The sequence below is a fragment of the Pauljensenia sp. UMB1177 genome (assembly GCF_030217965.1).
Lineage (GTDB): Bacteria > Actinomycetota > Actinomycetes > Actinomycetales > Actinomycetaceae > Pauljensenia > Pauljensenia turicensis_A.
This window is the reverse complement of the sequence record NZ_JASOOV010000006.1, coordinates 86,649-113,576: the sequence shown is the minus strand read 5'-3', so window position 1 is coordinate 113,576 and position 26,928 is coordinate 86,649. Positions and strand designations below refer to the sequence as shown.

Here is a 26,928-nt window from a genome sequence, read left to right as displayed (position 1 = left end):
GAACACCTTGCACAGTTCAAGAATCTACCTGAGCAGATCTGGGCCGCGCACGAGCGCATAGAGCAGGCGTTTAACGCTTAATTGGCCTCCTGGTTTTGCACTAGCGACGGGTGGATTTTCTCTAGGCGGGTTAATTCCAACGGGCACCTACAATTCCTGTTGGGATTAACCCGCCACTTTGGGTATTAACCCCGATCTTGTTGCTTCTATCAACCTAGTGGTGGCAGATTGCGTGAAGGGTATCTCCCAGGTTAGCGCGGTAATAGCCCGTAGGCCGGAAATGAAATAAGAAGAGAGCCTAGCAGCGCTTGCGTCCGCTAGACCCCCTCTAAGACATGATGGGAGACCTTGTTCCCACCTTCTGCACCCCCTGTCTTATCACAATGAGTAGAAGATTTAAGATCCCAATACCTATTGCACGGTTACGTCACGAATAACCCCGTATTGTTTCTAAAGGTTCGAGCCGGGCGAGTTTTGCCCGGACGAATTCGTGCCTCCCGGGGTGTTGGAGCGGGTTTTCTTGCGGGAGCTGAACAGCTTCCAGATGCCCAGGCCAATGGCCGCAAGAATCGCGATTAGCACGACCGTCCGCAGTAGTGTTTCCGCGGGGTTCGCGCTACTTCCGCTGGTGTTGTTGCCAGTTGCCTCGTCTGTGCTTTCAGAGTCTTTCGTATCGATTTTCTTCCAGTGATCGGGGTCGTCGCCGGTTCCTAGCCAGCCTTCATCTTTAGCTTTTTGGGGGAGCCATTCCACGTAGTTCGGATCAATGCTGGAAGGAGCGTGGTGGCTGCAAGCGCGGTGAGGGCAACGCTTGCTAACAATTTGGAGCGGCCATGCTCGCCGCGTTCCGTCTGCGCAGGCCTAGTGGATTTTAAGCGCTTGAGGTGTTTGAGGTTAACGCTGGTTCCCCTCGTTTGGTTTCCTGTGAGTGATTGTGTGCGAAGCGCGCAAGGCTCGCATATTTGCGCAAGCTTTTGAGACCTGCTTGGCACGTGACAAATCTGGGTATAGTGCTTTCAAATGCTGGAGTTGTTTGGTTATCTAGCGTCGTAGAGGTGGAACAAGATGGATCGCAATTCTCAAAGTGCTTCGCGCACGCCTTTGGATGAGCTTGAAACGATGTCGGTTGCCAAGATTGATGCGGGCGCGAATGAGGTGCTCTCTGAACTCAAATACGCGCGTTTTCCAGTGGGAGAAATGGATTCCATCTCAGCTCTTATCCCGCATAACCGGCGAGGAATTTACGTGCTCGAGTTTTCTAACGGCGAGTTCTATGTTGGCCAGGCAAAGAATGTGGTGACGCGTTTTGCTCAGCATCGACACGGAAACACAAATCATGTGGATCCGTGGACAGACGTGGAGAAGCTTTGGTTTATGCCGGTGCCTGCGGTGATGAGTTTGGACTCGATTGAGTATCAAGAGATCCAACGCTTCCGCGCAGATGGTAAACGCTTGCGCAACCGTCTGGGGAATGTCGGGCATGACCAGCCCTCCAGCCTGGATCTGGAGATTCCGGTTGAAGATCAGCAGGCATGGGCCCTAGGTGATGGTCCTTATGATTTACGAGGGGCGCGGCAACGTTTGGAAGGCTTCGGGAGTGAACCCACGAAATTCGCCAGGCTAGTTCCTAACGAGTATCAGGAGCCAATTTTGCGTGATATTGCTTTTGCCTTGAAGGAGCTAGTTCCAAGCGCTGTTGAGCTTGAGGGGAAGTACTGGACTCTAACGGATTGTCCAAGCACAAGTGGGGGCCGTTGGGCCACGTTGAGTACGGGCTTTATTGAGCTCTTGTTCTTCCCTCGCACTTGTGAGATTCCAGACCAGAAGGCGACAAAGCTGGAATCCGTTGAGGGTGTCGGTTGGTTGAATACGATTCCAGGAACTGTTTTGCCAGGCAGAACAGAGGACTATTGGGGATTTGAGTATGAATCTTCGTATGGAGGGTTCTTGGATGCTTGGGCGTTCACCGCTACGTATCCGTCAGCAGATTCGGATGCGATTAACTACGCGGTGGGAGACCTCGAACAGTTTTGTAATCAATATCCCGAGGTTCTTGACGGAGGCAGAAAGTTCGCGTTGCAAGCTATGCGGCAAAATACTTCAGGAATGTTCAAGCGCTGGCATTCTAAGCCGCTGGTTCGCGATGTTTACCACTACGCGATTAATCAACAAAGTGGGGGATTCAAGGGACAGCTGTAAGCGTAGCGCTACTTATCTGTAGATGTTTCATGGGGCGAGCTCGCGCTGAACTGGTCGTCTGAGAACTTGCTGGCCTAGACCGGGATTAGTGCTACTTTCACACCGATGCGGTCACGGAGGGCGTCGTAGGCTGAATACACGTCGCTGAGTGCAAACTCGTGGGTCACAATCGCGTCAACGTTGAGCCCGTTTCTTGGCCAAAGGTGCGGGCCTGATCAGCGTCCCAAAGTCGAGCTTTCCAAACCCTCATCAGGTCGGGCGTTTTGATTTACAGTCGGGTGGTCGGTCAAGACGTTCTCAATCGGCTGGGTGAACCCAGCCGTTATCTGCGGTCCAAGCTCATCAAGTTACTGGCTGCACTTGGTGCGATAGTTTGCTTTGTTTTGGTGGGGTTTTGTTGCGTGGGGTGTAGGCGGTGACGCTCACCACCTGGTCGCTTCCTTATCGACGAGGCCGCCTCCACCGCAATCCGCTTAACCGCATCTGATGGCGGACCGGAACAGCTAATCGTCCGGTAAAAACACACGGGGTGGGGGCGTCTCGCAGAGACGCCCCCACCCCGTATACAGCTTCAAAGCCGAAGAAGCGAGCCCTACAAGTTCGAATCTTTCACAGACTGCGTGAGCTTTTGATCGCCCTGGGCATACACAACGCACGCAATATGACGATCTCCGTCCTTCCAAGACTGTTCAGTCGGAACAAGCCACGATACATCCAACGATGACGTCACATAGTTTGACCCAACATAGTCGGTAAAAGAGGAAACGCACGCCTCTTCAGCCTGCGAGTTCAGTTTGGAAGCGCCAGGGAACGCATCATCAGCACCGTTTGGGTTTGTCTTAACAACGGCTGAAACCTCGCCCCGATGTTCCTCGGAACAGGACGTGCGATCGATCGTCACCGCCGTCTCTGTGTTCGGCAGCTGAATACAATCACCGACCTTCAAATCAAGGACAGACGAATTCGAACACCCTGCTATTAGCGCGACGGCTGAAACAGCGAACGCGCCCGCGCCGGTGGCGTGGGCCGTTCGGCCTCGTAAATTGGCGAACACTATCGTCACAGTCCAACAACCGCGTGAACGATGAAGTACACGATCGCCGCAACCGCCGCAGCAGCCGGAAGCGTCAAGAACCAACCGACCACGATGTTGCCAGCAACCCCCCAGCGGACAGCCGAGAAACGCTTCGTTGCACCCACACCAAGGATCGCCGACGTAATCGTGTGCGTCGTGGAGATCGGAGCATGAAGAACGAATGCGGACAGGTAGAGAACGATGGCGGAAACACCCTCGGCGACGAAGCCACGAGCCGGATCTAGATCGATGATCTTACGGCCGAGCGTACGCATGATGCGCCAGCCACCGGCATACGTGCCCAGCGAAATTGCACCTGCGGCAGCAAGTTTGACCCACAGCGGAATCATGATGTCACCCGTCACCGGGTCAATCACGTTGTGCGTCTCGCCGTAGCCACCGGCGATCAGCGCCATCACAATGACGCCCATCGTTTTCTGAGCGTCCTGCAGGCCGTGGCCAAGGGCCATTGCTGCAGCTGACAGAGTCTGAAGAATACGGAAGCGACGCATCGTGCGGTGATAGGGCAGATTTTGCAACAGTCTCATCAGGCCCTTCATGAGGAAGAAGCCCAGAAGGAAGCCGATCACCGGGGACGCGAACATCGGGATGACGACGTGCTGAAGAATTCCAATCCACTTCACCTGGGTCGCTGAAGCAAGGCCAGCGCCCACCAAACCACCAATCAAGGCGTGTGATGAGGACGATGGAAGCCCAAACCACCATGTGATCAGATTCCACACAACCGCACCGACCAGAGCGCCCAGCACAATCGCCAAGCCCTCTCTCTGTTGAAGAACGTCGGACGAATTCGTGTAGTGCGAGATATCGATGATGCCCTCACCGATAGTCTTTGCGACCTCCGTGCCCAAAAGTGCACCAATAATGTTCATGACAGCAGCCATGAGGAGAGCGGCTCGCGGGGTCAGTGCCCTGGTGGACACGGAAGTTGCGATTGCATTCGCCGCATCGTGGAAGCCGTTGGTGTAGTCAAAACCAAGAGCAATGATCACGACCAGCGAGACCAGGACCAGATTAAGATCCACGGGTCAGGACTCCTTCACCGCAATCGTTTCAACGCAGTTTGCGAGGTCTTCGAATGCGTCGGATGCCGATTCTAGGACCTCAACAAGGTCCTTCAGCTTGATGATCGTCACCGGATCAAGGCCGGAATCGAAGATCGAAGTGAGAGCACGACGGTAGGTCGTGTCACCTTCGTTCTCAAGGCGGTTCAGCTCAACCCAGAAGTCGCGCATGTCCAGTGGGGACTTGAGGCCGGGGATCTGCTCTGCCGTCAGCGCTGCGCAACGAGTCAAGATATCGACCTGCTCGTGTAGAAGCGAGTGTACGTAGTCCGGTAGGTCGTTCAGACCGTACATGACGTAGAGGTCGCCGGCCTCGTCGATGAGGTCCATGCAGTCGTCGAGGCACGAGGCCAAGGCGCCAAGGTCTTCACGATCGAAGGGGGTGATGAAAGTCTGGTTGATGAGGTTCAAAATGTGGTGATTAATTTCATCACCGGAGTGTTCGACCTCGTGCAGTTGATCGCGCATTGCGACCTGTTCCTGCGGTGAGGAGTCAAGGATTGACGAAAGAATCGTCGTGCCGGAAACAAGGTTCGCGGCCTGCTGTGAATACAGGTCGAAGAAGGACGGGCCGTCAGCGGCCTTACGAAGTCCCACGATTTTTCCTCCTGAGGATTGGGGATGCGTTCCAAAACGCACTTACAGATTAAGGCACTCGAGGCGTTCAGATGAATGAAGGAAGACGAACGGATACCGACGCGCCACGTTTGTGAAGTGTTGCACACATGCTCACGGGACTTATCGCCCGCGCATTTTCCTCCACTATCTGGGATTATGGAACACGTAGAACAGGGGCGCACCCGTCGCCCTGGAATACCGAAAGCCTCAGGAGGCAAAATGTCCGTGACCGAACAGGATGTGCGAGCAGCAGCTCCGTCCAACGCTCCAGAAGACGTTCTCGCATGGGTTGCTAAGATCGCCGCGCTGACGACGCCTGACGCCATCGAGTTTGCCGATGGTTCGCAGGAAGAGTGGGATCGCCTGACCTCTCTCATGGTTGAGACTGGCATGTTCACCAAGCTCAACGAAGAGAAGCGTCCGAACTCCTTCCTTGCTCGCTCCAAGCCCTCTGACGTTGCACGTGTCGAGTCCCGTACGTTCATCTGCTCCGAAAAGGAAGAGGACGCCGGCCCGACCAACCACTGGGCAGACCCGACCGAAATGAAGGCCATCCTCAAGGAGAAGTTCACCGGCTCCATGAAGGGCCGCACGATGTACGTGATCCCCTTCTCCATGGGCCCGCTGGGCGGTCCGATCTCGCAGCTCGGCATCGAGATCACCGACTCCCCCTACGTTGTCTGCAACATGCGCATCATGACCCGCATGGGCACGGCTGCAATGGACCTCATCGCTGAAGGTGCAACCTGGGTTCCCGCCGTTCACTCCGTGGGCGTTCCGCTCGAAGAGGGCCAGGTTGATGACAACTGGCCGTGCAATGACGAAAAGTACATCACCCACTTCCCCGAGACCAACGAAATCTGGTCCTTCGGCTCCGGCTATGGTGGCAACGCCTTGCTCGGCAAGAAGTGCTTTGCTCTCCGTATCGCTTCGACCATGGCTCGCCGCGATGGCTGGATGGCAGAACACATGCTCATCCTGCGCCTGACCCGCACCGAGACCGGCCAGCAGTTCCACGTCACAGCTGCGTTCCCGTCAGCATGTGGCAAGACCAACCTCGCTATGCTCCAGCCGACCATCCCGGGTTACACCGTTGAGACCGTCGGTGACGACATCGCCTGGATGCGCCCGGGTCCGGATGGTCGCCTGTACGCAATCAACCCGGAAGCCGGCTTCTTCGGTGTTGCACCGGGCACCTCGTACGACACCAACCCGATGGCTATGGACACCATGCGCGCCAACTCCATCTTCACCAACGTCGCACTGACCGACGATGGCGATGTGTGGTGGGAAGGCATCGACGGCGAGGTCCCGGCACACCTGATCGACTGGCACGGCAACGACTGGACCCCCGAGTCCGGCGAGAAGGCTGCTCACCCGAACAGCCGCTTCACTGTCCCGGCATCGCAGTGCCCGATCATCTGCTCCGACTGGGAAGCACCTCAGGGTGTTGCCATTGACGCCATCCTCTTCGGTGGCCGTCGCGCCACCAACGTCCCGCTCGTTGCAGAACAGTACGAAGCAGCACACGGCGTCTTCATCGGCGCATCCGTTGCTTCCGAGGTCACCGCAGCAGCAACCGACGTCAAGGCCGGCTCGCTCCGTCACGACCCGTTCGCAATGCTCCCCTTCTGTGGCTACCACATGGCTGACTACTGGGGTCACTGGCTCGAGATGCAGGCAGAGCTTGGCGACAAGTTCCCGAAGGTCTACCAGGTGAACTGGTTCCGCAAGGACGAGAACGGCAAGTTCATGTGGCCGGGCTACGGTGACAATTCGCGCGTCCTCGACTGGATCGTCCGTCGTGCCGCTGGCGAGGTTGAGGCAATCGACGGTGTCACCGGTCGTTACCCGAAGTTCGAGGACTTCAACCTTGATGGTCTCGACATTGACGAGTCCGTGTGGGCCAAGCTCTTCGCGATCGATCTCGACGCATGGACCGCTGAGATGGACGACACCGAGGAATACTTCAAGAAGTTCGGTGACAAGCTCCCCAAGGAGATCACCGAGCAGCTCGCGAAGTTCCGTGAGCGCATCGCAGCAGCTCGCGCCTGATTTCAGGTAGCGCTCTAGCGCACGCGATCTATACCGGTGGTCGCACCCGATGGGTCCGACCACCGGGCTTTTATATGCAAACCGTGTTCTCGGTGGCCTGCGATAAAATTTGGGCATTAGCCCTAAGAAATACACACAATCGAGTGGGGAGGCCAACGGTGGCACCAACTATTTCCGCTGAAGAACTTGAAAAGGCTGGGGAGCTTTTAGGGCGAGTCTCCGACATTTTCTCTTCGAAAGTTGTCGGCCAGCACGACCTCAAGCGTGCACTGATGGTGGGTCTGCTGACTCGTGGTCACATCCTGATCGAGTCCGTCCCCGGCCTGGCGAAAACGACTGCCGCCCAAACGCTTGCCTCCGCTGTCTCCGGTTCGTTCCGTCGAATCCAGTGCACACCTGACCTGATGCCTAACGACATCGTCGGTATGCAGATCTGGAACCAGGCAACCGCAGAAATGACCACTCAGCTTGGTCCTGTCCACGCAAACTTCGTGTTGATGGACGAAATCAACCGTTCCAGCGCGAAAACCCAGTCCGCGATGCTTGAAGCAATGGCGGAATATCAGACAACGATTGGTGGCGTGAACTATCCGCTTCCCCAGCCGTTCATGGTGATGGCCACCCAGAACCCGATCGAGGAAGAAGGCACGTACGTTCTTCCCGAGGCTCAGATGGACCGCTTCCTTTTGAAGCAGGTTATTACATACCCCCAGCCACGCGAAGAACTTGAGATCCTGTCTCGCATTGAGTCTGGCCAGATGGCGCAACCCGCTACGGGTGAGCCGATTTCGATTGAGGAGCTGGTGGGTCTGCAGGACACCGTTCAGAAGGTGTTTGTCCACGACACGTTGAAGGGCTACATCGTAGACTTGATGAACACGACCCGCGGTTCCGGGCCCGTTCCGTTGCCAGCGTGGGCAAATCATGTGCGGGTGGGTGCGTCTCCGCGCGGTGGTATTGCGTTGATGCGTGCCGCTCAGGCCATTGCGCTCCTTGAAGGTCGTCATTTTGTTGTTCCCGACGATGTGAAGGCCATGCGTTATTCGGTGCTCCGCCACCGCATTATCCGCACGTTCGATGCGTTGGCTGACGATGTGTCGGTTGAAGGCCTGATTGATGCTGTCTTCAACGCTGTCCCTGTTCCGTGAGCCCCGCTTCATGTTATTTCGGTCGAATTCTAGGAAGCTGATACGCTGTCATGCCCGTTCGTAGTCGCGAGATCCACGCGTTGTCGTCGCGTGCGCGCTTGCCGATCATGCGCAAACTGCTGTCCATCATGGATGGGCAGCATTCCGGTGCGCGTCCGGGCCGTGGCTGGGATTTTCTTGATCTTGCCGAATATCATGCGGGCGATGACGTCCAGGATATTGATTGGGCTGCGACCGCTCGTACAGGGCAGGCGATTATTCGTCGCTATGAGTCGACGGCTAACCTGCAGGTTGTCCTGCTGGTCGACACGGGGCGTTCGATGGGGGCGCTTGCTCCATCGGGCGAGCCGAAGATTGATGTTGTCGCCAGTGCCTGTGAGGCGATCGCATGGTTGGCGGTAGCGCGTGGCGATCAGTTGGGTGCGATTTCAGGGGATAGTCAGAAGATCACGATTTCCCCGGCGCGTTCAGGTAATGCCTACGCGGAGATGCTTCTGCGACGGCTCAGCCCGACGATCACGCTTGAAACACCCGCGTCGAATGTGACGGCGCTTCTTGAGCGAGCGTGTGTTGCGATTCGTCGTAGGTCCCTGATTGTTCTGGCAACGGATTCGCTCCAGCCTGAGCCAGGTTCGCAAGCGGATGCAGTCTTAGCGAAGCTGACGCGCAAACATGCGGTGATCGTGGTGTCTGTGAATGATATGAATCCGATGGACTTGCCGAAGGGAACTCGCATTGTCGATGTCGATCAGGGGCCGTTGCCGGATTTCCTGTTGGGTGACACGCAGTTGGCTGACCAGGCGAAGTTGATCGTGTCGGCTAGGCGTCAAGAGGTCGCGTCCCTACTGGATCATCGCGGTGTGATCCGAGTGTCGGTTTCGGGCTCGAAGGACGTGCCGCGTGCTCTGATGAGCGCCCTCGAAAGGGGGATTCGTGTCAGGTAACATTCTGGACGGTGTTCGCGAGCCGGTCGTGTATCCCGAGTGGATGTGGGTTGCCGGTCTCATTCTGTTCCTCGTCATCGTCGCGTGGATTGTGGCGTGCCTTGTCCGCTGGTGGAAGTCGGATGCGAATCGTCCGCGGGGCCTGCGTGATCTGAGCGCTGAGCAACGTCGTGCATACCGTGACAATCTTGTGCAGATCGAAGCGAATTTCTTCGCCGGAGAATGGAACGAATCCGAGGTTCACTTGGCGGTTGCGGGCTTGATGCGCGCGCTGGGGACCGAGCGGACGGGGCGCAATCTTGAGTCCGCGACGGTCGCTGAGATTCGCGCGCTCGTGCCGATGTGGCCGGCGTACGTGCATCTGATGGAGCGCTGCGTCGAACCCTCGTTCTCCGGCCAACCGACGCGCAAGTGGGTGTCGACGCTTCTTGAGTCAGCGTTGAAGGTGATCGATCAGTGAAGTTCACCTTTTTCGTTGTTCTCGTTATCGGAGCCGCCCTGGTCGCGTTGGTCGTTGGGTGGAGGCGTGCGGCCTCGTCCTCTATCGCGAATGATTCACGAGGCTGGGTGGCGCATTCCGGCTATATCTCAACGTTGCCCGGCTTTAAACGCCTGGTCAGGCGTAGTCGCATCATGCTTGCGGGCGCGATTGTCTTTTTGAGCTTGGGCATTGTCGGCGTGGCATTCAGTGCCGGGGCACCCATTGATCGCGTGATCCAGGATGAGAAGACGGCGTCACGTGACATTGTTTTGTGCCTGGATACGTCGGGGTCGATGATCCCCTACGACGGGAATATCGGCGATGCTTTTTCGCGGATTGTTCAGCATTTTGCAGGCGAAAGAATCAGCTTGAACCTGTGGAATTCTCGCACGTTGGTGAAGTTCCCGCTGACGAACGACTACGACCTTGCGGTGTCTGAGCTCGACGAGATGAGCCGAATCATGAAGGAAGGCTACCTGGGTGAAAGCGCCGACGGCGTGTATGTCACGCAGGAGCTGATTGACTACACGGCGGCGACCCTTGACGACGAAGAAGAAGCCGCGTCGCTTGCAGGCGACGGCTTGGCGTCGTGTGTGCTGAGTTTTGACCACTCCGGCGAAGACCGTTCACGTCTGATTCTTTTTGCCACGGATAACGAGATCAACGGTCCGCAGATTTACACGCTTGCTCAGGCGTTTGATTTTGCTCATCAGCAGAACGTTCAGGTGACCACCCTGTATCCCGGGGATGGTGACCTGCTGACCACCGAGGGTGAAGAACTGAAAGAGCTGACCGAAGACAACGGCGGTGTCTTCTATGATGCCTCCGACGCTGCGAGCGTCCAAGGGATCATCCAAGAAATCGAATCTCTACAGCGCATCGAATTGTCCGAGCATGCGAAGGTTCTTGAGATCGATAAGCCGGCTGGCTTCCTCAGTCTTGCCGCTGTTGGCATTATCGGGTTCCTCGGTCTGCTTGCGATCGGGAGGCTCTGACATGTTCTTCCGTCCCGTGTTTTCTTTAACAGCGTTCATTCTTGTGGCGCTTGTTGGATTCGCGCTGGTCCTGCTTGGGCTGAAGCGAGGTACGCGCACATCGAAACGTGAAGCCGCCAGACGTGCCACGATCGTTGCTCTGTTGGTCTTTATGATGGCGGGCCCCTCCATTCCTGGCAAGGCAAGTGACGTTGGCTCGGCGGCCGAAGCGTGGATTGTCATCGACCGGACAGGATCGATGGCGGGTGAAGACTGGGATGGCGATCGGCCTCGAATCGAGGGCGTCAAACAGGACGTTCAGACCATCCTTGATGCAATGCCGGGTGCTCGCATCACGATCATGGTCTGGGATTCGAATGTCAGCACGGTTCTCCCTCTGACGACGGATCGGGATGCTGCCGACAGCTATCTGACGAACCTGCGTCAGGAGCTTTCTGACTCGTCCCACGGGTCGACACCGAATCGTCCGGCTTCAGCTCTTTTCAGTGCGCTGTCTGACGCTGAAGAACAAGATCCGGACGCAATCCGTGGGCTTTTCGTCTTCTCTGACGGGGAAAGCTCGAATGAAGACGTCTGGAGTCCCATCGACGACATGAGTACGTCTTCGTGGGGGTTGATGAGCCGATACGTCGACGGTGGTGCGATCATCGGGTACGGCACGAAAGAGGGTGGGCCGATGAAGGTGCGTCGCCTGACGGGTGACGCGCAGGAGCGCGGATACACCGAAGACTCTCAGTCGGGCGATCAAGCAGGTGAAGTGGTCGAAGACGAGTACATTCGCGATGGTTCCGAGCCGGATTCTCCGATCGCGATTACGCGCATTGACGAGGACGCCTTGAAAGACATTGCCGAGCAAACGGGGCTGACGTACATCCACTCGCCGGCAACTGCCGAGGTCAAACAGGCTGCGTCGACTCTGGATGAAAATTCGCAGGTAGTGGCCACTCAGCGAGCCCAAGTGAAGGCAGCACGCTACCTGATTTGGCCGTTTGCCCTGTTCTTGGGCGGAATGCTTCAGTGGGAAACCGCGATCGTTGCAGGTAAAGCCCGAAACATGAGGAGGGCTCGTGCCATCTAAGAAGAACACCCGTAAGGCGAATAAGTACGAGGTCGCGCTTCCCTTCGGTGGGCGTACTGCTGGTGATCCTGAACGCCAGCCTGTTCCGGCAAAGCGGGAGCGAACAAAGGAAGATCTGCGCAGACTCCTGAGGTCTACGCCCCTCATTGTCGTTGCTAGCCTGATTGCGTCGTTCCTTGTGGGGCTTCCCGTCTGGTCTCATCACACGCGAGACCAGTGGCGGGCGGGCGAGTACACCCAGGCAACGGGCGAGTATTCAACGCAACGTACGTTGACGACCTACGGGCCAGAGTCATGGGTGGCGCATTACAACGTGGGCACGTCTCTTTTGAAAGAGGGCAAAGCAGGTCAGGCACTCAGCGAATTGCAGATTGCTCTTGAAGGCGTCCCGAAGGCTACACAGGACGAAGAGGGGCACATTCAAGCCTTCTCTTACGAGTGTCAGGTGCGTATTAACACTGCTCTTGCGCTCGAGGTATTGGGCGACCAGGCGACAGAATCCGGCAAGGGTGATGAAGCGGATCAGAATTACCAGCAGGCGGATGAAATGCTTGTTGCGTGCACTCTTGATTCCCGGCCGCAAGACCCGTCGGATCCGCAGGATCAGTCCTCCGGTGGCCGAGGGGGCCAAGGTGGCGATCAAGGTCAGTCTGGCGATTCCGACCAATCGAGTTCGTCGCAGTCCGGTTCGTCTTCGGATAACGAGGCCGACCGGCAGGGCGGAGACTCTCAGCCTGACCAGGGGTCGGGTGACGGATCTGCTGATCAGGAAGAATCTTCCCAATCTGAGCAGGCAAGTAGGGCTCGCGAGCGCTTGAAGAATAAGCGTCAGCGCGCACAAGGTAAGCCGGATAAGTCGAATAATTCGCAGAGCAGCGACTCTTCGGGCCAGAGTTCTTCCGGTGGCGGTCAAGAACAGAGTCAGCAGGGTGATTCGTTGGACCAGGAGGGCGATGAAGAATCGAAGCCATTGACCCCAGAAGAGCAACGTCGTCAAGAAATTGAACGTCGATTGCGTCGTAGCACTGACGTTGATGAAGATTCGTCTGCGACCACTCGGACCGGCGATTCGAATGGCGCATGGTAGGTCGGATCCGGCCTCGTCAATCACGAAACTGGGCGGCGCGGAAGGTGGATTCGTGGCACGTCCCACGTCGGGAGGAATTGGACGAGTGTCGCGCCAGCTCGCAAACATCGATAGGCTGAAGCCATGAAGGTCCTCTTAGTGGGAAATGGGGGGCGCGAGGTCGCCCTCGCCCGAAACCTCGTACGTACTGCATCTTCATCTGATCCGGTTGAACTGATTGTTCAGGCGGGTAACCCGGGGCTTGAGCCACTGGGGCAATCACTTGTATTTAACCCGCTGAATCCGGATGATGTCGCTGTGCGCGCGAAGGGTCGCGGAGTGGACCTGGTTGTTGTTGGCCCTGAGGCTCCTCTTGTCGCCGGCGTCGCTGACGCTGTGCGCGCTGAAGGTATCCCGGTTTTTGGCCCGTCGAAGGTTGCTGCTCAACTTGAGGCGTCCAAGGCATTCGCTAAAGAGGTCATGGAAGCAGCTGGTGTTCCGACCGCTCGCGCTTTCACCTGCCGTACGACCGAAGAGGTCGAGGCTGCGTTCAACGCATTCGGCGCTCCCTACGTGGTGAAGGATGATGCGCTTGCCGCTGGCAAGGGTGTTGTGGTGACTGATGATCGCAATGTGGCGCTTGCTCACGCAACCACCTGCCTGAACCGTGAAGATGGCGTTGTCTTGGTTGAGGAATACTTGGATGGCCCCGAGGTCTCTCTGTTCTGCGTCAGCGATGGCACGACTGTTGTTCCGCTAGTTCCCGCTCAAGACTTCAAGCGTGTTGGCGACGGAAACTCCGGTCCGAATACGGGTGGCATGGGTGCGTACACGCCGCTTCCGTGGCTGGATGACTCGGTTGTCGACGAGGTCGTGAAGACCGTTGCTCAGCCGACCGTTGACGAGATGGCTCGTCGCGGAACCCCGTTCGTGGGGCTGCTTTACTGCGGTCTGGCAATGACGTCGAAAGGTATTCGCGTCGTCGAATTCAATGTTCGCTTCGGTGATCCTGAGACGCAGGTTGTTCTTGAACGCCTCGATTCGTCACTTGCTGACCTGCTCTACGCCGCGGCGACTGGAACGCTTGCTCATTTGCCTGCTCCCATCTGGTCCCCGGATGCGGTGGTCACGGTTGTGATGGCATCGGGTGGCTACCCGGACACACCCGATACCGGACATGAAATCACAGGCATTGAGGACGCGGAAGCTATCGACGGCGTGCATGTTATTCACGCGGGTACTCGTTTTGAGATCACATCTTCGGCGGAGGAGGTTGCACTGGGGTGTTGCGGGTTCGAACCCGACGAAATGCTGGTGAATTCCGGTGGGCGTGTGCTGGACGTCGTGGGACGCGGCGCAACCGTTGAAGAAGCCAGAGCCAAGGCCTACGAGGGCGTCGATTGGATCAGCTTCGCTGGTGAGCATCACCGTAAAGACATTGCAACCTGGCCGGCCGAGCTAGACGCTAAGAACTGAACTGAATAGAGACGGAGGACGCGTAATGGCTGCTATGGAACTTCCAGGATGGAAACATGTGTCCTCCGGCAAGGTGCGTGACATCTACGCGCCCGCCGATCAGGAAACACCTGACCGTCTTCTTCTGGTGACCTCGGACCGCATCAGCGCTTACGACTACATTCTGCCGTCGGAAATCCCCGGAAAGGGCAAGGTGCTGAACCAGCTTGCTCTCTGGTGGATGGAACAGCTACGCGACGTGATTGAAAACCATGTCATCACTGCTGAAACTGATGCCACAGATCCTTTGAGCGTTCCGGCTCCCCTCGTCGGTCGATCAGTGGTTGCCAAGGCTCTGAATATGATTCCGATCGAGTGCGTCGTTCGCGGATACCTGACGGGTTCCGGCTTGGTCGAATACAAAGAGTCGGGCACCGTTTGCGATATCGCTCTTCCCGAGGGTCTGGTTGAAGCCTCGCGCCTCGAAACCCCGATCTTTACTCCCGCTGCCAAGGCGGAACTGGGCGATCACGACGAGAACATTTCCTTCGGACGCGCAGCTGAAATGGTCGGCGAAGAACTTGCGTCTCGCCTGCGCGACGTTTCTATCGCCCTGTATGAAGGTGCTCGCGAAATCGCTGCCGAGCGCGGTGTCATCATCGCCGACACCAAGTTTGAATTCGGGCTGGATCCCGCAACAGGCAACCTGGTCCTGGGCGACGAAATCCTGACCCCTGATTCCTCGCGATTCTGGCCCGCCGACCAGTGGCAGCCCGGCCAGATCACCCCGAGCTTCGATAAACAGTACGTTCGCGACTGGCTGACCAGCGCCGAATCCGGATGGGACAAGAAGTCGGGAGAAAATCCGCCCGTCCTTCCAGAATCCGTTGTGACCGCAACTCGCGACCGTTACATCGAAGCGTTTGTTCGCCTGACCGGCGAAGAACCGACACTATAACCATCACCACCAATTAAGCGGGTCAAGCCCGTCACCCAACACGCGGAAATTCCGCACGCACAATAGGAGGACGCCGTGGGGCGAATCATCGTGGAAGTGATGCCGAAGCCGGAAATCCTGGATCCCCAGGGTAAGGCAGTGGGATCTGCACTTCCGAGGCTTGGAATCACAAGCTTTGCTTCTGTTCGCCAGGGCAAGTGCTTCCACCTGACGGTTGACGGCCCGGTCACCGAGGAACTTCTCGCGGATGCCCGCAAGGCAGCTGAAGAGGTTCTGTCGAACCCGATCATCGAAGATGTCGTCCGCGTCGAGGCGCTGGATGAAGGCGAGGCCACCAAGTGACCCGCATTGGTGTTGTTACCTTCCCGGGCACCTTGGATGACCGGGATGCTGCGCGCGCCGTCCGCCTTGCCGGTGGCGAGCCCGTCGCTCTCTGGCATAAGGATGCCGACCTGCACAGCGTTGACGCGGTCGTCATCCCCGGTGGTTTCTCCTACGGCGACTACCTGCGGTGTGGCGCAATTGCTGCGACTGCTCCCGTGATGGGTGAAATTGTCGAGGCAGCCGGTAAGGGTATGCCCGTTCTTGGCATCTGCAATGGCTTCCAGGTTCTCTGCGAAGCGCACCTGCTTCCCGGCGCTCTGATCCGTAACGATCATCAGAAGTTCTTCTGCCGCGACCAGGAACTGCGCGTCGAAAACGCCGATACCGCGTGGACACGTGCGTTTAGCGCTGGCGAGCACTTCACGGTTCCGCTGAAGAACGGTGAAGGCAACTTCCAAGCCTCCCCGGCTGAGCTGGAGCGTCTCGAAGGTGAAGGCCACATCGTCTTCCGCTACATCGGCCTGAACCCGAATGGTTCCGCGGACGATATTGCTGGCGTGACAAATGCTGCGGGCAATGTCGTTGGTCTGATGCCACACCCCGAACACGCGACCGAAGCGGGCTTTGGTCCGCTGGCCACGAAGGATGGCGTGCACTCCGGACACGGTGGTACCGAAGGCCTGAAGATCTTCCAGTCCGCCCTGATGGGATTAGTGGGGTAATCCGACGTGTGGCCTCGTGAATAGATACGAGGCCGCGCCCGCTGAATTTTTCACGAAACGTTCATAGACGCGAACCGAAACGTGCGTAACGAATGGAGCAGGTATGACCGCGAAGGTCAAAGCAGAGAATCCTCGGGAATTGCCGGATACGACAGAAGATGCGGCCGCAACCCCCACGAAAGATATGCCCTGGAAAGAACTGGGCCTGAAGGAAGACGAATACGCCAAGATCTGCGAGATATTAGGTCGTCGCCCCACGAACGCTGAGCTGGCGATGTACTCCGTCATGTGGTCAGAGCACTGCAGCTACAAGTCATCGAAGAAGCACCTCGCTGAGCAGTTCGGCGAGCGCACCACCGAAGAAATGAAGCGCCACCTGTTGGTCGGCATGGGGCAGAACGCTGGCGTCGTCGACATCGGTAACGGGTGGGCGGTTACCTTTAAGGTTGAGTCGCACAACCATCCGTCGTTCGTTGAGCCCTACCAGGGTGCTGCAACCGGCGTCGGCGGTATTGTCCGCGACATTATCTCCATGGGCGCGCGCCCGGTCGCCGTCATGGATCAGCTACGTTTCGGCGCGGTTGACCACCCGGATACCCCGCGCGTCGTTCACGGTGTGGTTTCCGGCGTGGGTGGCTACGGCAACTGCCTCGGCCTGCCGAATATCGGTGGTGAAACTGAATTTGACCCGTCCTACCAGGGCAACCCGCTGGTCAATGCACTCTGCGTCGGTACCCTGCGTCACGACGACATTCACCTGGCAAACGCAACCGGTGAAGGCAACCTGGTTGTCCTCTTCGGCGCGCGCACCGGCGGTGACGGCATCGGTGGCGCATCGATTCTGGCGTCCGAAACCTTCGAAGACGGCATGCCCGCCAAGCGTCCCTCCGTGCAGGTCGGTGACCCCTTCATGGAGAAGGTCCTCATCGAATGTTGCCTCGACCTGTTCAAAGCGGACGTCGTTCAGGGTATCCAGGACCTCGGCGCCGCAGGTATTTCCTGCGCCACCTCCGAGCTGGCCTCTAACGGCGATTCTGGTATGCACGTCGACCTTGAGAACGTGCTGTTGCGTGACCCGACCCTGACCGCAGGCGAAATCCTGATGTCCGAGTCGCAGGAACGCATGATGGCGATCGTGACCCCCGAAGATAAGGAACGTTTCTTCGAGATCATCAACAAGTGGGACGTCGAGGCGTCGATCATTGGCACGCTGACCGGTGACGGTCGCCTGACCATCGACCACTTCGGACACCGCATCGTCGACGTTGACCCGAAGACCGTTGCCCATGACGGCCCGGTCTACGACCGTCCCTACGCCCGCCCAGCATGGCAGGACGAACTGCAGGCGAACACGTCCGCATCCCTGAAGCGTCCCGAAACTGGTGGAGAACTGCTCGCGGATATCAACGCGGTGATCTCCAACGTTAACCAAGCCTCTAAGGCTTGGGTCACCGACCAGTATGACCGCTACGTGCAGGGCAACACCGCTCTTGCTCAGCCCGATGATGCCGGCGTTATCCGCGTCGACGAAGAAACCGGTCTCGGCGTTGCCCTGGCCACCGACGCAAACGGCTGGTATACGAAGCTCGATCCTCGTGAAGGTGCGCTACAAGCACTCGCGGAATCCTACCGAAACGTCGCCATCGTTGGTGCCGAACCGGTCGCGATTACCGACTGCCTCAATTTCGGTAACCCCGAAGACACCGACGCCATGTGGCAGCTGGTTACTGCAATGACGGGTCTGGCCGACGGCTGCATCGAATTGGGCGTGCCCGTCACCGGCGGTAACGTGTCACTCTACAACTCATCCGGTACCGAGAAGAACCTTCCGACCTCGTCGATTAACCCGACGCCGGTTGTGGGTATGCTCGGCATCATGAAGGACGTGACGCGCGCGAACCCGTCCGGCTTCACCGAGGAAGGCCTGGCAGTCATTCTGCTCGGCCAGACTCAAGAGGAACTCGACGGTTCCGCGTGGGCACGTATCTGCCACGATCACCTGGGCGGTCGCCCGCCGAAGGTGGATCTGAAGGCTGAAGTTGCCCTCGGCAACGTGGTCCGTGCCCTGTCCGAGGCCGATGGTCCGGATGGTCGCCCGCTGATCCGCTCGGCACACGACCTGTCGAACGGTGGCTTGGCACAGGCTCTCGTTGATTCGGTGCTCCGCTTCGGAATTGGCGGTGCCTTCGACCTGACCGGTGCACAGGGTCAGAACGGTCTGAGCGACTTCGACATGCTCTTCTCCGAGTCGCAGGCACGAGCGATCATCGCCGTTCCTGAAGGTGCACTTGACGCGGTCTACGCTGCCTGCCAGGCAGAAGGCATTGACTTTGCTCGCATCGGTACGACCGGTGGTGACATGCTGGTTCTTCACGGCTCTGATCTGCTCGCTGACTCGGGAGAGTCTGTTGGTTGGATCGCCGACCTGGACGACCTTCGCGCTCAGTCAGAAGCTGCCCTGCGAGACCGATTCTGAAATACGACTGAACTCATACGGCCCGGGGTGGGTGCACAAACCGCACCCACCCCGGGTCTGTGTTGTATTGGTATACCGTTAATGCGATGGTGCCCGGACTAACACCGACAGTGAGCATCGCGAGGAATGAATGAGAAAAGAGACGAGAGTCTCGCCTTGCTTATGATTCGTTTTGGGGGTAGCCCTGATTCTTCCCTGAACACCGGCGTGATCGCTACACTTTGTCGACGTGAAGGGTGAAACTGGTTCCAGTTCATCCCAAAAACGACTGACTGGAGCATGACGTGACCACTGGTATGACGAATACGGCGGAGAATTCCGATCACAATGATTCTTCATTACCTGCCCCAACTCCCACAACAGGCGAATGTGGACCCGCTGGTATTAAACGAGTTATCGCAGCTTGGGCAGTTCATGGTCTGACCATGTCGGGCCTTGTCTTTGCCTGCCTCGCGGCCGTCGCGCTTGTTGAAGGTCAGATCAAACTGATGTGGCTATGGCTGGGCATCTCCATGATCGTCGACGGCGTGGATGGCACGTGTGCACGTAAAGCCTGCGTACGCCAAGTGATCCCGTGGTTCGACGGGTCGGTTCTGGATAACATCATCGACTACATCACGTGGACGTTCCTGCCGGCAGTATTCATGTACCTTTACCTGCCGTTTGGTCCGAAGTGGGTTGCGATGCTGATGGCGATCGTCGCAACCGTGTCCTCGGTGTTCTGCTACGCCAACGATGGGGAAAAGTCGAGCGACAACTACTTCGTCGGCTTCCCCGCAGCCTGGAACATCGTTGCCGTGACGATGTACATTACCCAGTCGCCGGCGTGGATGAACGTCGTGACAACGCTGATGCTGGCGGTATTGACCTTGGTTCCCCTCTATTTCACGCATCCGATGCGAGTAGAGAAGAACCGCACCTCGAACATCATCGTCACAGTCATCTGGATTGCCGTCACCTGTTTCATGGTCGCAGTCTTCCCCACTATCCCGATGTGGGCGAACATCATCTTCTGGATTTCATCCGCGTGGTTCCTCTTCACCGGGTTCGTGCGCACCTATCAGGGGCCCGCCGTTTCTGCGAAGTGACTTCAGGGCAGTGAGATCAGCCGAGTGACGCTTTAACTCACCGAATTCACAAGCGTGCGTTTCACGACGCGGTCGCGCCACCAGCGGAATCCTTCTAACGCGATGGCGCCAATAATCATCGCGGCGACGAACACGATCACCATTGGTGGATAGTGACGCCCGTGCATCCAGAAATACACGTAGGGGGACACGAAGGTCACGATAGTGACAATCAACCCCATGACGCGTTTAAAGAACGTGCGACCAGCAACCATCGCCAGAACGCCCCATGTGTAGGGAATAGCGGTGATCATGTCGATCGACCAGAGAACCCAGACTTTCCCGTGGAACCCCGGAACAAAAGCAACCGGTAGTGCCCGCAGTGACGAGTAGACGAACACAACCAGGTACGCCAAGAACGTCGGATTGACCATCATTCGAATAGCGAATGAGCGGTCACGGAAAGCCACGCCAGCCTCCCGCAAGGCATGGATGGCGGTTCTCGTCGCGCGGAGAGAATCCGCGCCCGTAAGAACACGCTGCAGATACCGGCGAGTGACCTCAGACGTCTTCCACTGATTGATCAGAGCAATCGGGTTGATAGCAACCGGCAAAGATCCGTCGTCCAACGGAACGCCCGCAACTCGAACAAGCGCGGGGTCGCCAGCAAAAGTACGGAGCTTCTCTAACAGGTGCGCGGGCAAGATTCCCAGCCACAACGTCTGACGCCGTTCGACAGCTTCACGCAGTCGGTGACCGAACGCATGTCCCCAGGAGTCAAGGGAAAAGAACGAGTCTGTTACCTCATCGGCTAAATCGCCAAGGTCATCGAAGAACTGCGTACGACGTGCGCTGATTTCACCAATACGATCAGCGCCTGACAGTTCCAGCAGAACGTCGGCATCCCAGCAGTAGCGCGAGGCCTCGGGAATATCGGCGACACTTGCGGGGATGAAGAGTCTATCGACAGCTGAAGGAGTGTACGAGGCGCATGGAGGCATAGTGCCTGCTGGCTTTTCAGCGTCGCTTGGGCGCTCAACAGAGCCTGCCTGGTTCATGCATCTCCTTAATAAATGAGGAGCGAAGCTTTAGCCCCGCATCATCGATGGGCACTCTATGAGCGACTTTACGTGTCTAGCCTGTCTGAGAGTAGCGAATAAAGATATAGGGGTCTACCCGCATTCAGCCCCGAAAATGCCGGGCGACTACGATTGCACTATGGCTAACCGGAAGATTCCAACCGATCAGGGCATGAATGCTCTGCGCACGTGGATGCGTGAGCGGGATGAAACGAAACGTGCCATTCTTTTAACAGCGGTGCGTTTCACTCTTGAGGAACTCGCAGTTTTACACCCCGGCCGTTCGGTCGAGGTGCGTGTCCCACCTGCGGGCGCGGTTCAGATTATTACGGGTACAACGCATCGTCGTGGGACGCCACCCGCAGTCGTCGAAACGACTATGCAGGTGTGGTTACAACTGGCCACAGGCATCATTACCTGGGACGAAGCAACAGGGGATGGGCGCGTTCAGGCGACCGGTGAGCGCACTGACCTGACCACGTTCTTCCCCGTTATTCCGGGGTTGAAAGCTGATCGCGACTCCGCGCTGTAGCAATCACGGCTGAGTCAAAGGGGACATCAAGTCCAGAGCCACGCCCGAGTGATCACGCCGAAGCGCTCAGATTCAGCGTCTGAAAAAGAGCTGTCAGTCCTCAATCTGAGGAGCGCGCGGACCGTACCACTTCTTGGCGCCTCGCAGAGCATAACGCTGAGCAACCGCTACGATCGCCGCCGACGTAGCGGCGAAGAGAACCAGCGACACCATCGCGGCCTCGTCATCGTCTTCACGCGGAATATCGTGTCCCGTCACCAGCTTCCAGCCGAGCTCAGTGACCTTTCCTGCGGCAAGAGCAGAAAGAGCCATCGCTCCAGCGCTTGCAATCTTCCAGCCGAAATCCTCCATGGGACACTCCAATTCTGTCGACAACACACCACGTGCGGTAAATTCCTGCTTCAATCATGCCCCACGACACGTGAAGAGTGCACCCGAGTGCCACGATTCCACACGCGAGCCGTAGACTTGGGGTGTTGGGATCCAGATCCGAGGAGCTTAAAGTGAACCTGCGTCGCGTAATGCCCACATCCGTCGCAATTGTCGTGATGTGCATGGCGCTGAGCGCATGCTCTTCGTCCATCGGCTCAGGAACCGACCCGTTCTCGCGACCGATCGGCTCATCTCCACACTCGTCCGACTCCACATCCGGCCAGCAGTCCGAGAACGCCTCCACCCTTGGCGCCCCCGAACCGTCCAAAGGAACAGGCACTATCACCATCGGTGTCACTCAGGCAGAAAAACTTCCCGACTCAGTTATTGAGGCGTTCCACCAAGCAACCGGCTACGACGTCGCGCAACAGGTGATTGATTCCGCCTTCGCTCTCGATGGCCAGCACATCGATGCAGTGCTCGGAATCGACAGGCCGAGCCTCGTGAATTCTTCAGCACAACTGGCGACGGACGCACTCTTCTCTCTGACGCCAACCCCGGGCACCGAAGTAGCCGCAACCGCCTCGGCGTTGGCGTACGGGCGCAACGACGTGTGCGTCCTCATCGACAAAGCCTGGATGAGCGTCAACGGATATGCCCTCCCAAGTGGACTCGAAACGCTACGCAATCCCGGTGATGCGGCCTCGCTGATTGTCCCCGACCCCGTGTCATCCGACATCGGGCGAGCGTTCATCGACGGCGTCGCCACCTCCTACGGCGAAGGATTCGGCCAGTGGGTGGGCGCGCTCAAAGCCGCTTCGGTGATGATCGAAAACGACGAGGCCGCCTTAGCCACATGGACAGGAACCTCGCTCACGGGCGGAGTTGAAGCACAAAAAGACGCCACAGAACTCAGTGGAGCCCAAACGGTCGTCGCACCCGCGAAACGACTGCCCTACATGGTCGGCTCCATGCGCGAACTTGCTCGCACAACGTCGAACACCGGCATCGAATCCCAGGGCGTCGCAATGGGAAGCAGCTGTGTCACCCGATACCTGTACATTGCGCCCACCGCGCAGACCACCCAGCTTGACGGTGTCCGCTCCCTAGCCGCGTGGCTCTTGAGCTGGGACGGGCAACACGCGCTAGCGCAGGACGGAGTCGTCTACCCGCTGGAAGAAAGCGCCGGCGAAAACACTCCGGCCAGCTGGTTTATGACCCCTCAAGACGATGCCATCACCGTCAACGAGCCGTCCTCCAATGCCGCGACGTGGGCGCTCGACCAGTGGAGTAGCGCGCTCGCGGGCTGAACGTCAGTCAGCCAGCATCTGCGGGTCCACGCGACATTCCGCGCCGATCTTCATCGGAGCGATCGCGCCTGCTCCACGCATTTCCTCCAGGCGCGGGACCAAGCGGTCGACCACGTGCCACGGGTCAAGCGTGTTGAGGTAAATGCGTGTGCCACCCTCGAAACCTGCCAGCGTCGAAATGCGCCACTTGAGCAGGATCCTCCACCGCATCGGCGTGCGAACCGTGGGCGGACGATGGTACCACTCTTCGTTGCAGGGAACATCGGCACCGGTCGCAGCGTGGACCGCGTGCAACAGGTCGGAAACGGCACGAAGTTGCTCTTCGGAAGCTTCCCACGGATTGCGCGGGGAATGCAGGGGCCAAATAGCGACGCCTGGGAAACGATGTCCGAAGCCCGCCATCGCGATCGCATGGTCGTTCTGCGCAATCAGCAGTTTGCGCGTGGCGGCGACGGTCAGAATATCGTCGTAAATATCCGGCTGGGAGCGCAGGCGGTTCAGTTCGGCTTCCGTCTGCACCGAGAAGTCGTCGATTGCCACCAACTGCTTGTGCAGGTGGTCGAACGAGGCTCCCGCGGGCTTCAACCAATTCTGAAATGCAGCGACGTAGCGAACATTCGGGTCAAGGGTGTACAGGTCCGCCATCGTGCGCGTTGTGAACGCCGTGTACTGGAAGTGCTCTTCGGGAGTCATTGTGCCTGAAGCAGCAAGCTGCGTTGTGTCTTTCGCGCCATCGATGTAGTGGCGTCGGGCAACGATCAGGTCGTGACCGCCGGAGAAGAAGCCATTCGCCTGTTGTAGCTTGTCAGAATCCGACATTGCGTCGATTTCGCCATCGCTGACACCTGATGCCGACAGGCGAGCGTGCACCACGCGCATCACATGGTCGTAGCCCTCGGAGGATGCCAAGTATTCCGCCATGCGACGGTGTTCAGCTTCGCTGGGAACGTGGCCGTGGTTCAGATGCCAGTAGTTGTAGGACACGATCTCGAACAGGTTCGGGATGCGACGGAACTCAGCTGTCGTCGTGGAAAGCTGGTCAGCGGGAAGTCCGGTCAGTTCACTCCAGTTTCCGGCCTGGTCACGTACCAAACGGGACTTTTCCGGCGGAGTCTCAAGATAACGCCGATCGCAGAAGGCGCAGTGGCATCCATCCTGATCGTGATCGATGGGCATTGGGTGAGCCGGGGGAACCGATAGCGGGCGGTGACCGCGTCCAGGAACGGTCCACACCTCGGTTCCGGTGAGAAGGTTCTGCTGCTTTACCGTGCCATCGGCTAAACGCACGATGGCACGGTCGGTTCGAGAGAGCTCCTTTGCCATGAGGTTAATTCTACCTGCCAAATGCACGTTCTCCCAGAGTCGGTGAACGATTCTTTGCATTCGATACAGACAGGGGTGCGATCATGCCCAACACGCGCAATGGGGTCTGACCAGCGCAAGTACTGGTGTCGGGCCGCTGAACGGGCGGGGCCGGTGGTGAACAAGCGCGGTTGTATGGGTGGGTAGGGCCGGCTGGCAAAACGCAATCGGCGAGAACCTCGAAAGGTTCTCGCCGACATTAAATGGCGCACATGCTACGTGAACGTCAGGCGTTCGGTAGCCATCCGCGAGCGTTCTTACCCAGATCAGCGATCAGAGCGGCAGCTTCCTGCGCACGATCTGCCTGGACGAAGAAATGGTCGTGACGAGCGCAGGCGATCGGGTTCGCTGCAATCGAACGAGCCGATAGGATCTGTGCGATTGTCGCGGTAATACCGATCGAATCAAGGTCAGCCTGCAGGCCGAGGAAGATGTGAGCGTAGCGCTTTTCGGTCGGAAGACCGGCCTCTTCGGCTTCGTCAACGGGAAGAACAGCGGTCAGCTTGTCCTCATCACGAATGACGGCGAAGGGGTGGGTGCCTGCTGGGACCTCGTCAACGATGGCGAAAACGTATTCGCCGGCGTTTGTCGGATCCAGCGTGGCAAGAATTTGGTCGAGAGCATGGGTTTCAGTCATGACGTAGATGCTATCGCTCAGCACGTGTGAGTAAAAGGCGTCGTCTTATGCTGGACATCCTTGAGCGTTTCATGGGCCGTTTCGCGCTCGCTTCCCTCTTCTATGTGCGCGCGATCGCCCGTGCTGACGGTGAACAAGCGCGGTGGGGGCTGAAGAAGAAGAGCCGGTAAAAGTGCTAGTCAGAGCCTATTCATCGTATTCGGGTTCGAACCGGTGCGCCCTGCCTCGCCCTCGTCTAGGGCGTCGATGGCTGTCATGTCCTCGTCCGACAACGTGAAGGAAAAGACATCGAGGTTCTGCGCCTGACGCGATGGTGTCACCGACTTCGGGAAGATCACGTCTCCGCGTTGCAACGCCCACCGCAGAGCTACCTGAGCGGCGCTGACCCCGATCCGCGCACCAATCATGGCCAAGGTTTCGTCAAAGGGGGCGCGGCCTCGTGCCAACGGAGACCAGGCTTCCACCACCATGGAGTGATCGCGCGCGAACTGGCGCAACTCGTTGTTGGGGAGGAAGGGGTGAGCCTCCACCTGCAGGACATGAGGAGCCACCGTCGCCACGTCGAGAACCGCCTGGATATGCGCGATTTCGTAGTTCGACAGGCCAATCGCACGCGCGCGACCATCAGCGTAGAACTCTTCCAGCGCACTCCACGGCAGGGCAACATTTCCGTCGTACAGCGTGGGTAAAGGCCAGTGGATGAGGAACAAATCCACGTAGTCAGTACGCAGATCCTCCAAAGTCTGAGCGAAAGTTGCGCGCGCAACGTCAGGCTCATGGTTTGTGTTGTTCAACTTCGACGTGATGAACAGTTCCTCGCGCGGGATCTTAGAATCTGCGATCGCGCGCCCGACCTCTGGCTCATTGCCGTACATCTGAGCCGTATCAATGTGCCGATACCCCAGCTCCAGCGCGTTTGACACCGCTTCATAGACGCCCTCAGTCACTTTGTACGTGCCAAAACCGAACTGCGGAATAGGCGCTCCGGTTGGCAGCGTGAGCGTTGGGATGGTTGGGGTGGGCATGGTTCCTCGCTTCGTCGGGTACTTTCATCTTCCCACGTTCTGCCACGTAGATGTCGCCACGCGAGTGTGAAGAGTATGCGTCACTACTTCCAATAGAATTTCAGGTGCCTGAAAAGCCTGTATTTTACGTGTCGTAGGCGCTCTATCTCAATGGGGCAGTGGGTGGCAGTTCACAGTGGCGTGCGTCCTGTTTAAAGTGAGGGGTATGGCTGAAGAAACCCCGAAAGTACACAAACGTACCGCCGCATTTACTGAAGAGCAGATTGAAGCTGGTCTTTGGCTTCTGCTGGCATTGAACTCGCGGTCCAGCCTCGGTGATGAGATCCCGGGGAAAGATTCGGCTCTTCGTGATCTTTTGGCTCCCGTCGCGCGCAAGGTCCCGCTCAGCGATGAGCAAGTGGATGAAGCGGTCTTGCTGATCGAGGCTGCCAAATGGGCGATGGAGCGCCATGAACTGCGTCCACTGTCCGTGTCGCAGTGCAATCGTGAACGCGATGCGCTGCTGAAGCGCTGGAATTTAGCGTCCACGAAAGGCGCGTTGCTCTGGCCGCCGTCGTCGCAGACAATTTCAGCTCGCCTTGGGGGAGGATCGTGGAGTCGGGCTACCGCTCGTCTTGGGTTCCGCGCGAATTCGCGAGGCCGGGCCCGCGGATCTGGCAGGTTTACTTCCGAATCAATGGCCGTTGTTCTGCGCGAATTCATTGCCGAATGTGAGCGTAATCAGATCGAACCGACACTTCAGGGGTACAGGAAATGGTCGAAGCGACAACGTGCGACGGGCAGGGACGATGTTGCTTCTGTTGCCACTTTGCGACAGAGGTATGGGACTTGGAGTGTGATCCTCGCTTCTGTTGAACCATGAACC

General features: G+C 57.9%; 27 protein-coding genes. 18 read left to right on the top strand and 9 right to left on the bottom strand.

Going from position 1 to position 26,928, the window contains the following annotated elements; translation table 11 throughout:
- Nucleotides 1–450: 450 nt before the first annotated feature.
- A complete protein-coding gene (locus QP442_RS08075) occupies nucleotides 451–753 on the bottom strand; it encodes a hypothetical protein (protein ID WP_285069765.1) in 303 nt (100 codons plus the stop codon).
- A 312-nt stretch (nucleotides 754–1,065) separates the two neighbouring features.
- On the opposite strand from QP442_RS08075, the gene QP442_RS08070 reads away from it, so the two are divergent.
- A complete protein-coding gene (locus QP442_RS08070) occupies nucleotides 1,066–2,199 on the top strand; it encodes a GIY-YIG nuclease family protein (protein ID WP_285069764.1) in 1,134 nt (377 codons plus the stop codon).
- A gap of 592 nt (nucleotides 2,200–2,791) precedes the next feature.
- Here the strand turns inward: QP442_RS08070 and QP442_RS08065 are convergent.
- Genes QP442_RS08065 through QP442_RS08055 form a run of 3 tightly spaced genes read right to left on the bottom strand, consistent with a single transcriptional unit; the run spans nucleotide 2,792 to nucleotide 4,956 of the window.
- Complete coding sequence (locus tag QP442_RS08065) at nucleotides 2,792–3,253, bottom strand: septum formation family protein (RefSeq protein WP_103632486.1); 462 nt, start codon at nucleotides 3,251–3,253, stop codon at nucleotides 2,792–2,794.
- A gap of 5 nt (nucleotides 3,254–3,258) precedes the next feature.
- A complete protein-coding gene (locus QP442_RS08060; protein ID WP_006680309.1) occupies nucleotides 3,259–4,320 on the bottom strand; it encodes an inorganic phosphate transporter in 1,062 nt (353 codons plus the stop codon).
- A gap of 3 nt (nucleotides 4,321–4,323) precedes the next feature.
- Complete coding sequence (locus tag QP442_RS08055) at nucleotides 4,324–4,956, bottom strand: DUF47 domain-containing protein (RefSeq protein ID WP_006680308.1); 633 nt, start codon at nucleotides 4,954–4,956, stop codon at nucleotides 4,324–4,326.
- A gap of 240 nt (nucleotides 4,957–5,196) precedes the next feature.
- On the opposite strand from QP442_RS08055, the gene QP442_RS08050 reads away from it, so the two are divergent.
- The 13 genes from QP442_RS08050 to QP442_RS07990 all read left to right on the top strand — a co-directional run bounded on the left by QP442_RS08050 (nucleotide 5,197) and on the right by QP442_RS07990 (nucleotide 19,767).
- Nucleotides 5,197–7,032, top strand: coding sequence for a phosphoenolpyruvate carboxykinase (GTP) (locus tag QP442_RS08050; RefSeq protein ID WP_103632485.1), 1,836 nt, complete (start codon nucleotides 5,197–5,199; stop codon nucleotides 7,030–7,032).
- 158 nt (nucleotides 7,033–7,190) lie between these two features.
- Entirely contained in the window at nucleotides 7,191–8,180 is a 990-nt protein-coding gene (locus QP442_RS08045) for an AAA family ATPase (RefSeq protein ID WP_103632484.1), read from the top strand.
- A 50-nt stretch (nucleotides 8,181–8,230) separates the two neighbouring features.
- Nucleotides 8,231–9,124 (top strand): DUF58 domain-containing protein, encoded by an 894-nt coding sequence (locus QP442_RS08040; RefSeq protein WP_103632483.1) that lies wholly within the window; start codon nucleotides 8,231–8,233, stop codon nucleotides 9,122–9,124.
- Nucleotides 9,114–9,584 (top strand): hypothetical protein, encoded by a 471-nt coding sequence (locus QP442_RS08035; RefSeq protein ID WP_103632482.1) that lies wholly within the window; start codon nucleotides 9,114–9,116, stop codon nucleotides 9,582–9,584. Before QP442_RS08040 ends, QP442_RS08035 begins: the two co-directional genes overlap by 11 nt.
- Entirely contained in the window at nucleotides 9,581–10,600 is a 1,020-nt protein-coding gene (locus QP442_RS08030; RefSeq protein ID WP_103632481.1) for a vWA domain-containing protein, read from the top strand. The genes QP442_RS08035 and QP442_RS08030 overlap by 4 nt, the downstream gene beginning before the upstream one ends.
- A gap of 1 nt (nucleotide 10,601) precedes the next feature.
- Nucleotides 10,602–11,678 (top strand): vWA domain-containing protein, encoded by a 1,077-nt coding sequence (locus tag QP442_RS08025; RefSeq protein ID WP_181002134.1) that lies wholly within the window; start codon nucleotides 10,602–10,604, stop codon nucleotides 11,676–11,678.
- A complete protein-coding gene (locus QP442_RS08020) occupies nucleotides 11,668–12,765 on the top strand; it encodes a hypothetical protein (RefSeq protein WP_103632479.1) in 1,098 nt (365 codons plus the stop codon). The genes QP442_RS08025 and QP442_RS08020 overlap by 11 nt, the downstream gene beginning before the upstream one ends.
- A 123-nt stretch (nucleotides 12,766–12,888) precedes the next feature.
- Nucleotides 12,889–14,220, top strand: a complete 1,332-nt coding sequence (gene purD / locus QP442_RS08015) for a phosphoribosylamine--glycine ligase (protein ID WP_006680300.1) — start codon at nucleotides 12,889–12,891, stop codon at nucleotides 14,218–14,220.
- 25 nt (nucleotides 14,221–14,245) lie between these two features.
- Nucleotides 14,246–15,157 carry a phosphoribosylaminoimidazolesuccinocarboxamide synthase gene (locus QP442_RS08010; protein WP_006680299.1) on the top strand — a complete coding sequence of 304 codons (912 nt, stop codon included), beginning with the start codon at nucleotides 14,246–14,248 and terminating at the stop codon, nucleotides 15,155–15,157.
- A gap of 75 nt (nucleotides 15,158–15,232) precedes the next feature.
- Nucleotides 15,233–15,499 carry a phosphoribosylformylglycinamidine synthase subunit PurS gene (gene purS / locus QP442_RS08005; protein WP_006680298.1) on the top strand — a complete coding sequence of 89 codons (267 nt, stop codon included), beginning with the start codon at nucleotides 15,233–15,235 and terminating at the stop codon, nucleotides 15,497–15,499.
- Nucleotides 15,496–16,203 carry a phosphoribosylformylglycinamidine synthase subunit PurQ gene (gene purQ, locus QP442_RS08000; RefSeq protein WP_006680297.1) on the top strand — a complete coding sequence of 236 codons (708 nt, stop codon included), beginning with the start codon at nucleotides 15,496–15,498 and terminating at the stop codon, nucleotides 16,201–16,203. Before purS ends, purQ begins: the two co-directional genes overlap by 4 nt.
- A 103-nt stretch (nucleotides 16,204–16,306) precedes the next feature.
- On the top strand, nucleotides 16,307–18,679 hold the full coding sequence (purL, locus tag QP442_RS07995; RefSeq protein WP_006680296.1) for a phosphoribosylformylglycinamidine synthase subunit PurL: 2,373 nt from the start codon (nucleotides 16,307–16,309) through the stop codon (nucleotides 18,677–18,679).
- Between the two features lie 284 nt (nucleotides 18,680–18,963).
- A complete protein-coding gene (locus QP442_RS07990; RefSeq protein ID WP_006680295.1) occupies nucleotides 18,964–19,767 on the top strand; it encodes a CDP-alcohol phosphatidyltransferase family protein in 804 nt (267 codons plus the stop codon).
- Nucleotides 19,768–19,799: 32 nt separating this feature from the next.
- On the opposite strand, the gene QP442_RS07985 is transcribed toward QP442_RS07990, so the two are convergent.
- Nucleotides 19,800–20,804 (bottom strand): hypothetical protein, encoded by a 1,005-nt coding sequence (locus QP442_RS07985; RefSeq protein ID WP_006680294.1) that lies wholly within the window; start codon nucleotides 20,802–20,804, stop codon nucleotides 19,800–19,802.
- A 160-nt stretch (nucleotides 20,805–20,964) separates the two neighbouring features.
- Here QP442_RS07985 and QP442_RS07980 point away from each other — a divergent pair, with 160 nt between their 5' ends.
- Nucleotides 20,965–21,357 (top strand): sterol carrier family protein, encoded by a 393-nt coding sequence (locus QP442_RS07980; protein ID WP_040318326.1) that lies wholly within the window; start codon nucleotides 20,965–20,967, stop codon nucleotides 21,355–21,357.
- 93 nt (nucleotides 21,358–21,450) lie between these two features.
- Here QP442_RS07980 and QP442_RS07975 read toward each other — a convergent pair whose 3' ends face one another.
- Nucleotides 21,451–21,708 (bottom strand): DUF4235 domain-containing protein, encoded by a 258-nt coding sequence (locus QP442_RS07975; RefSeq protein WP_006680292.1) that lies wholly within the window; start codon nucleotides 21,706–21,708, stop codon nucleotides 21,451–21,453.
- Between the two features lie 152 nt (nucleotides 21,709–21,860).
- Between QP442_RS07975 and QP442_RS07970 the strand changes: the two genes are divergently transcribed.
- Nucleotides 21,861–23,039 carry a hypothetical protein gene (locus QP442_RS07970; protein WP_006680291.1) on the top strand — a complete coding sequence of 393 codons (1,179 nt, stop codon included), beginning with the start codon at nucleotides 21,861–21,863 and terminating at the stop codon, nucleotides 23,037–23,039.
- Nucleotides 23,040–23,042: 3 nt separating this feature from the next.
- Here the strand turns inward: QP442_RS07970 and QP442_RS07965 are convergent, their stop codons facing one another.
- On the bottom strand, nucleotides 23,043–24,362 hold the full coding sequence (locus QP442_RS07965) for a DUF4921 family protein (protein WP_285069763.1): 1,320 nt from the start codon (nucleotides 24,360–24,362) through the stop codon (nucleotides 23,043–23,045).
- A gap of 265 nt (nucleotides 24,363–24,627) precedes the next feature.
- Nucleotides 24,628–25,038, bottom strand: a complete 411-nt coding sequence (locus QP442_RS07960) for an ACT domain-containing protein (RefSeq protein WP_103632490.1) — start codon at nucleotides 25,036–25,038, stop codon at nucleotides 24,628–24,630.
- Nucleotides 25,039–25,085: 47 nt separating this feature from the next.
- On the opposite strand from QP442_RS07960, the gene QP442_RS07955 reads away from it, so the two are divergent.
- Complete coding sequence (locus QP442_RS07955) at nucleotides 25,086–25,208, top strand: hypothetical protein (RefSeq protein ID WP_285069761.1); 123 nt, start codon at nucleotides 25,086–25,088, stop codon at nucleotides 25,206–25,208.
- Nucleotides 25,209–25,217: 9 nt separating this feature from the next.
- Here QP442_RS07955 and QP442_RS07950 read toward each other — a convergent pair whose 3' ends face one another.
- Nucleotides 25,218–26,063 (bottom strand): aldo/keto reductase, encoded by an 846-nt coding sequence (locus QP442_RS07950; protein ID WP_103632477.1) that lies wholly within the window; start codon nucleotides 26,061–26,063, stop codon nucleotides 25,218–25,220.
- Between the two features lie 205 nt (nucleotides 26,064–26,268).
- Between QP442_RS07950 and QP442_RS07945 the strand changes: the two genes are divergently transcribed.
- Nucleotides 26,269–26,925, top strand: a complete 657-nt coding sequence (locus QP442_RS07945; RefSeq protein WP_103632476.1) for a hypothetical protein — start codon at nucleotides 26,269–26,271, stop codon at nucleotides 26,923–26,925.
- Nucleotides 26,926–26,928: the final 3 nt, after the last annotated feature.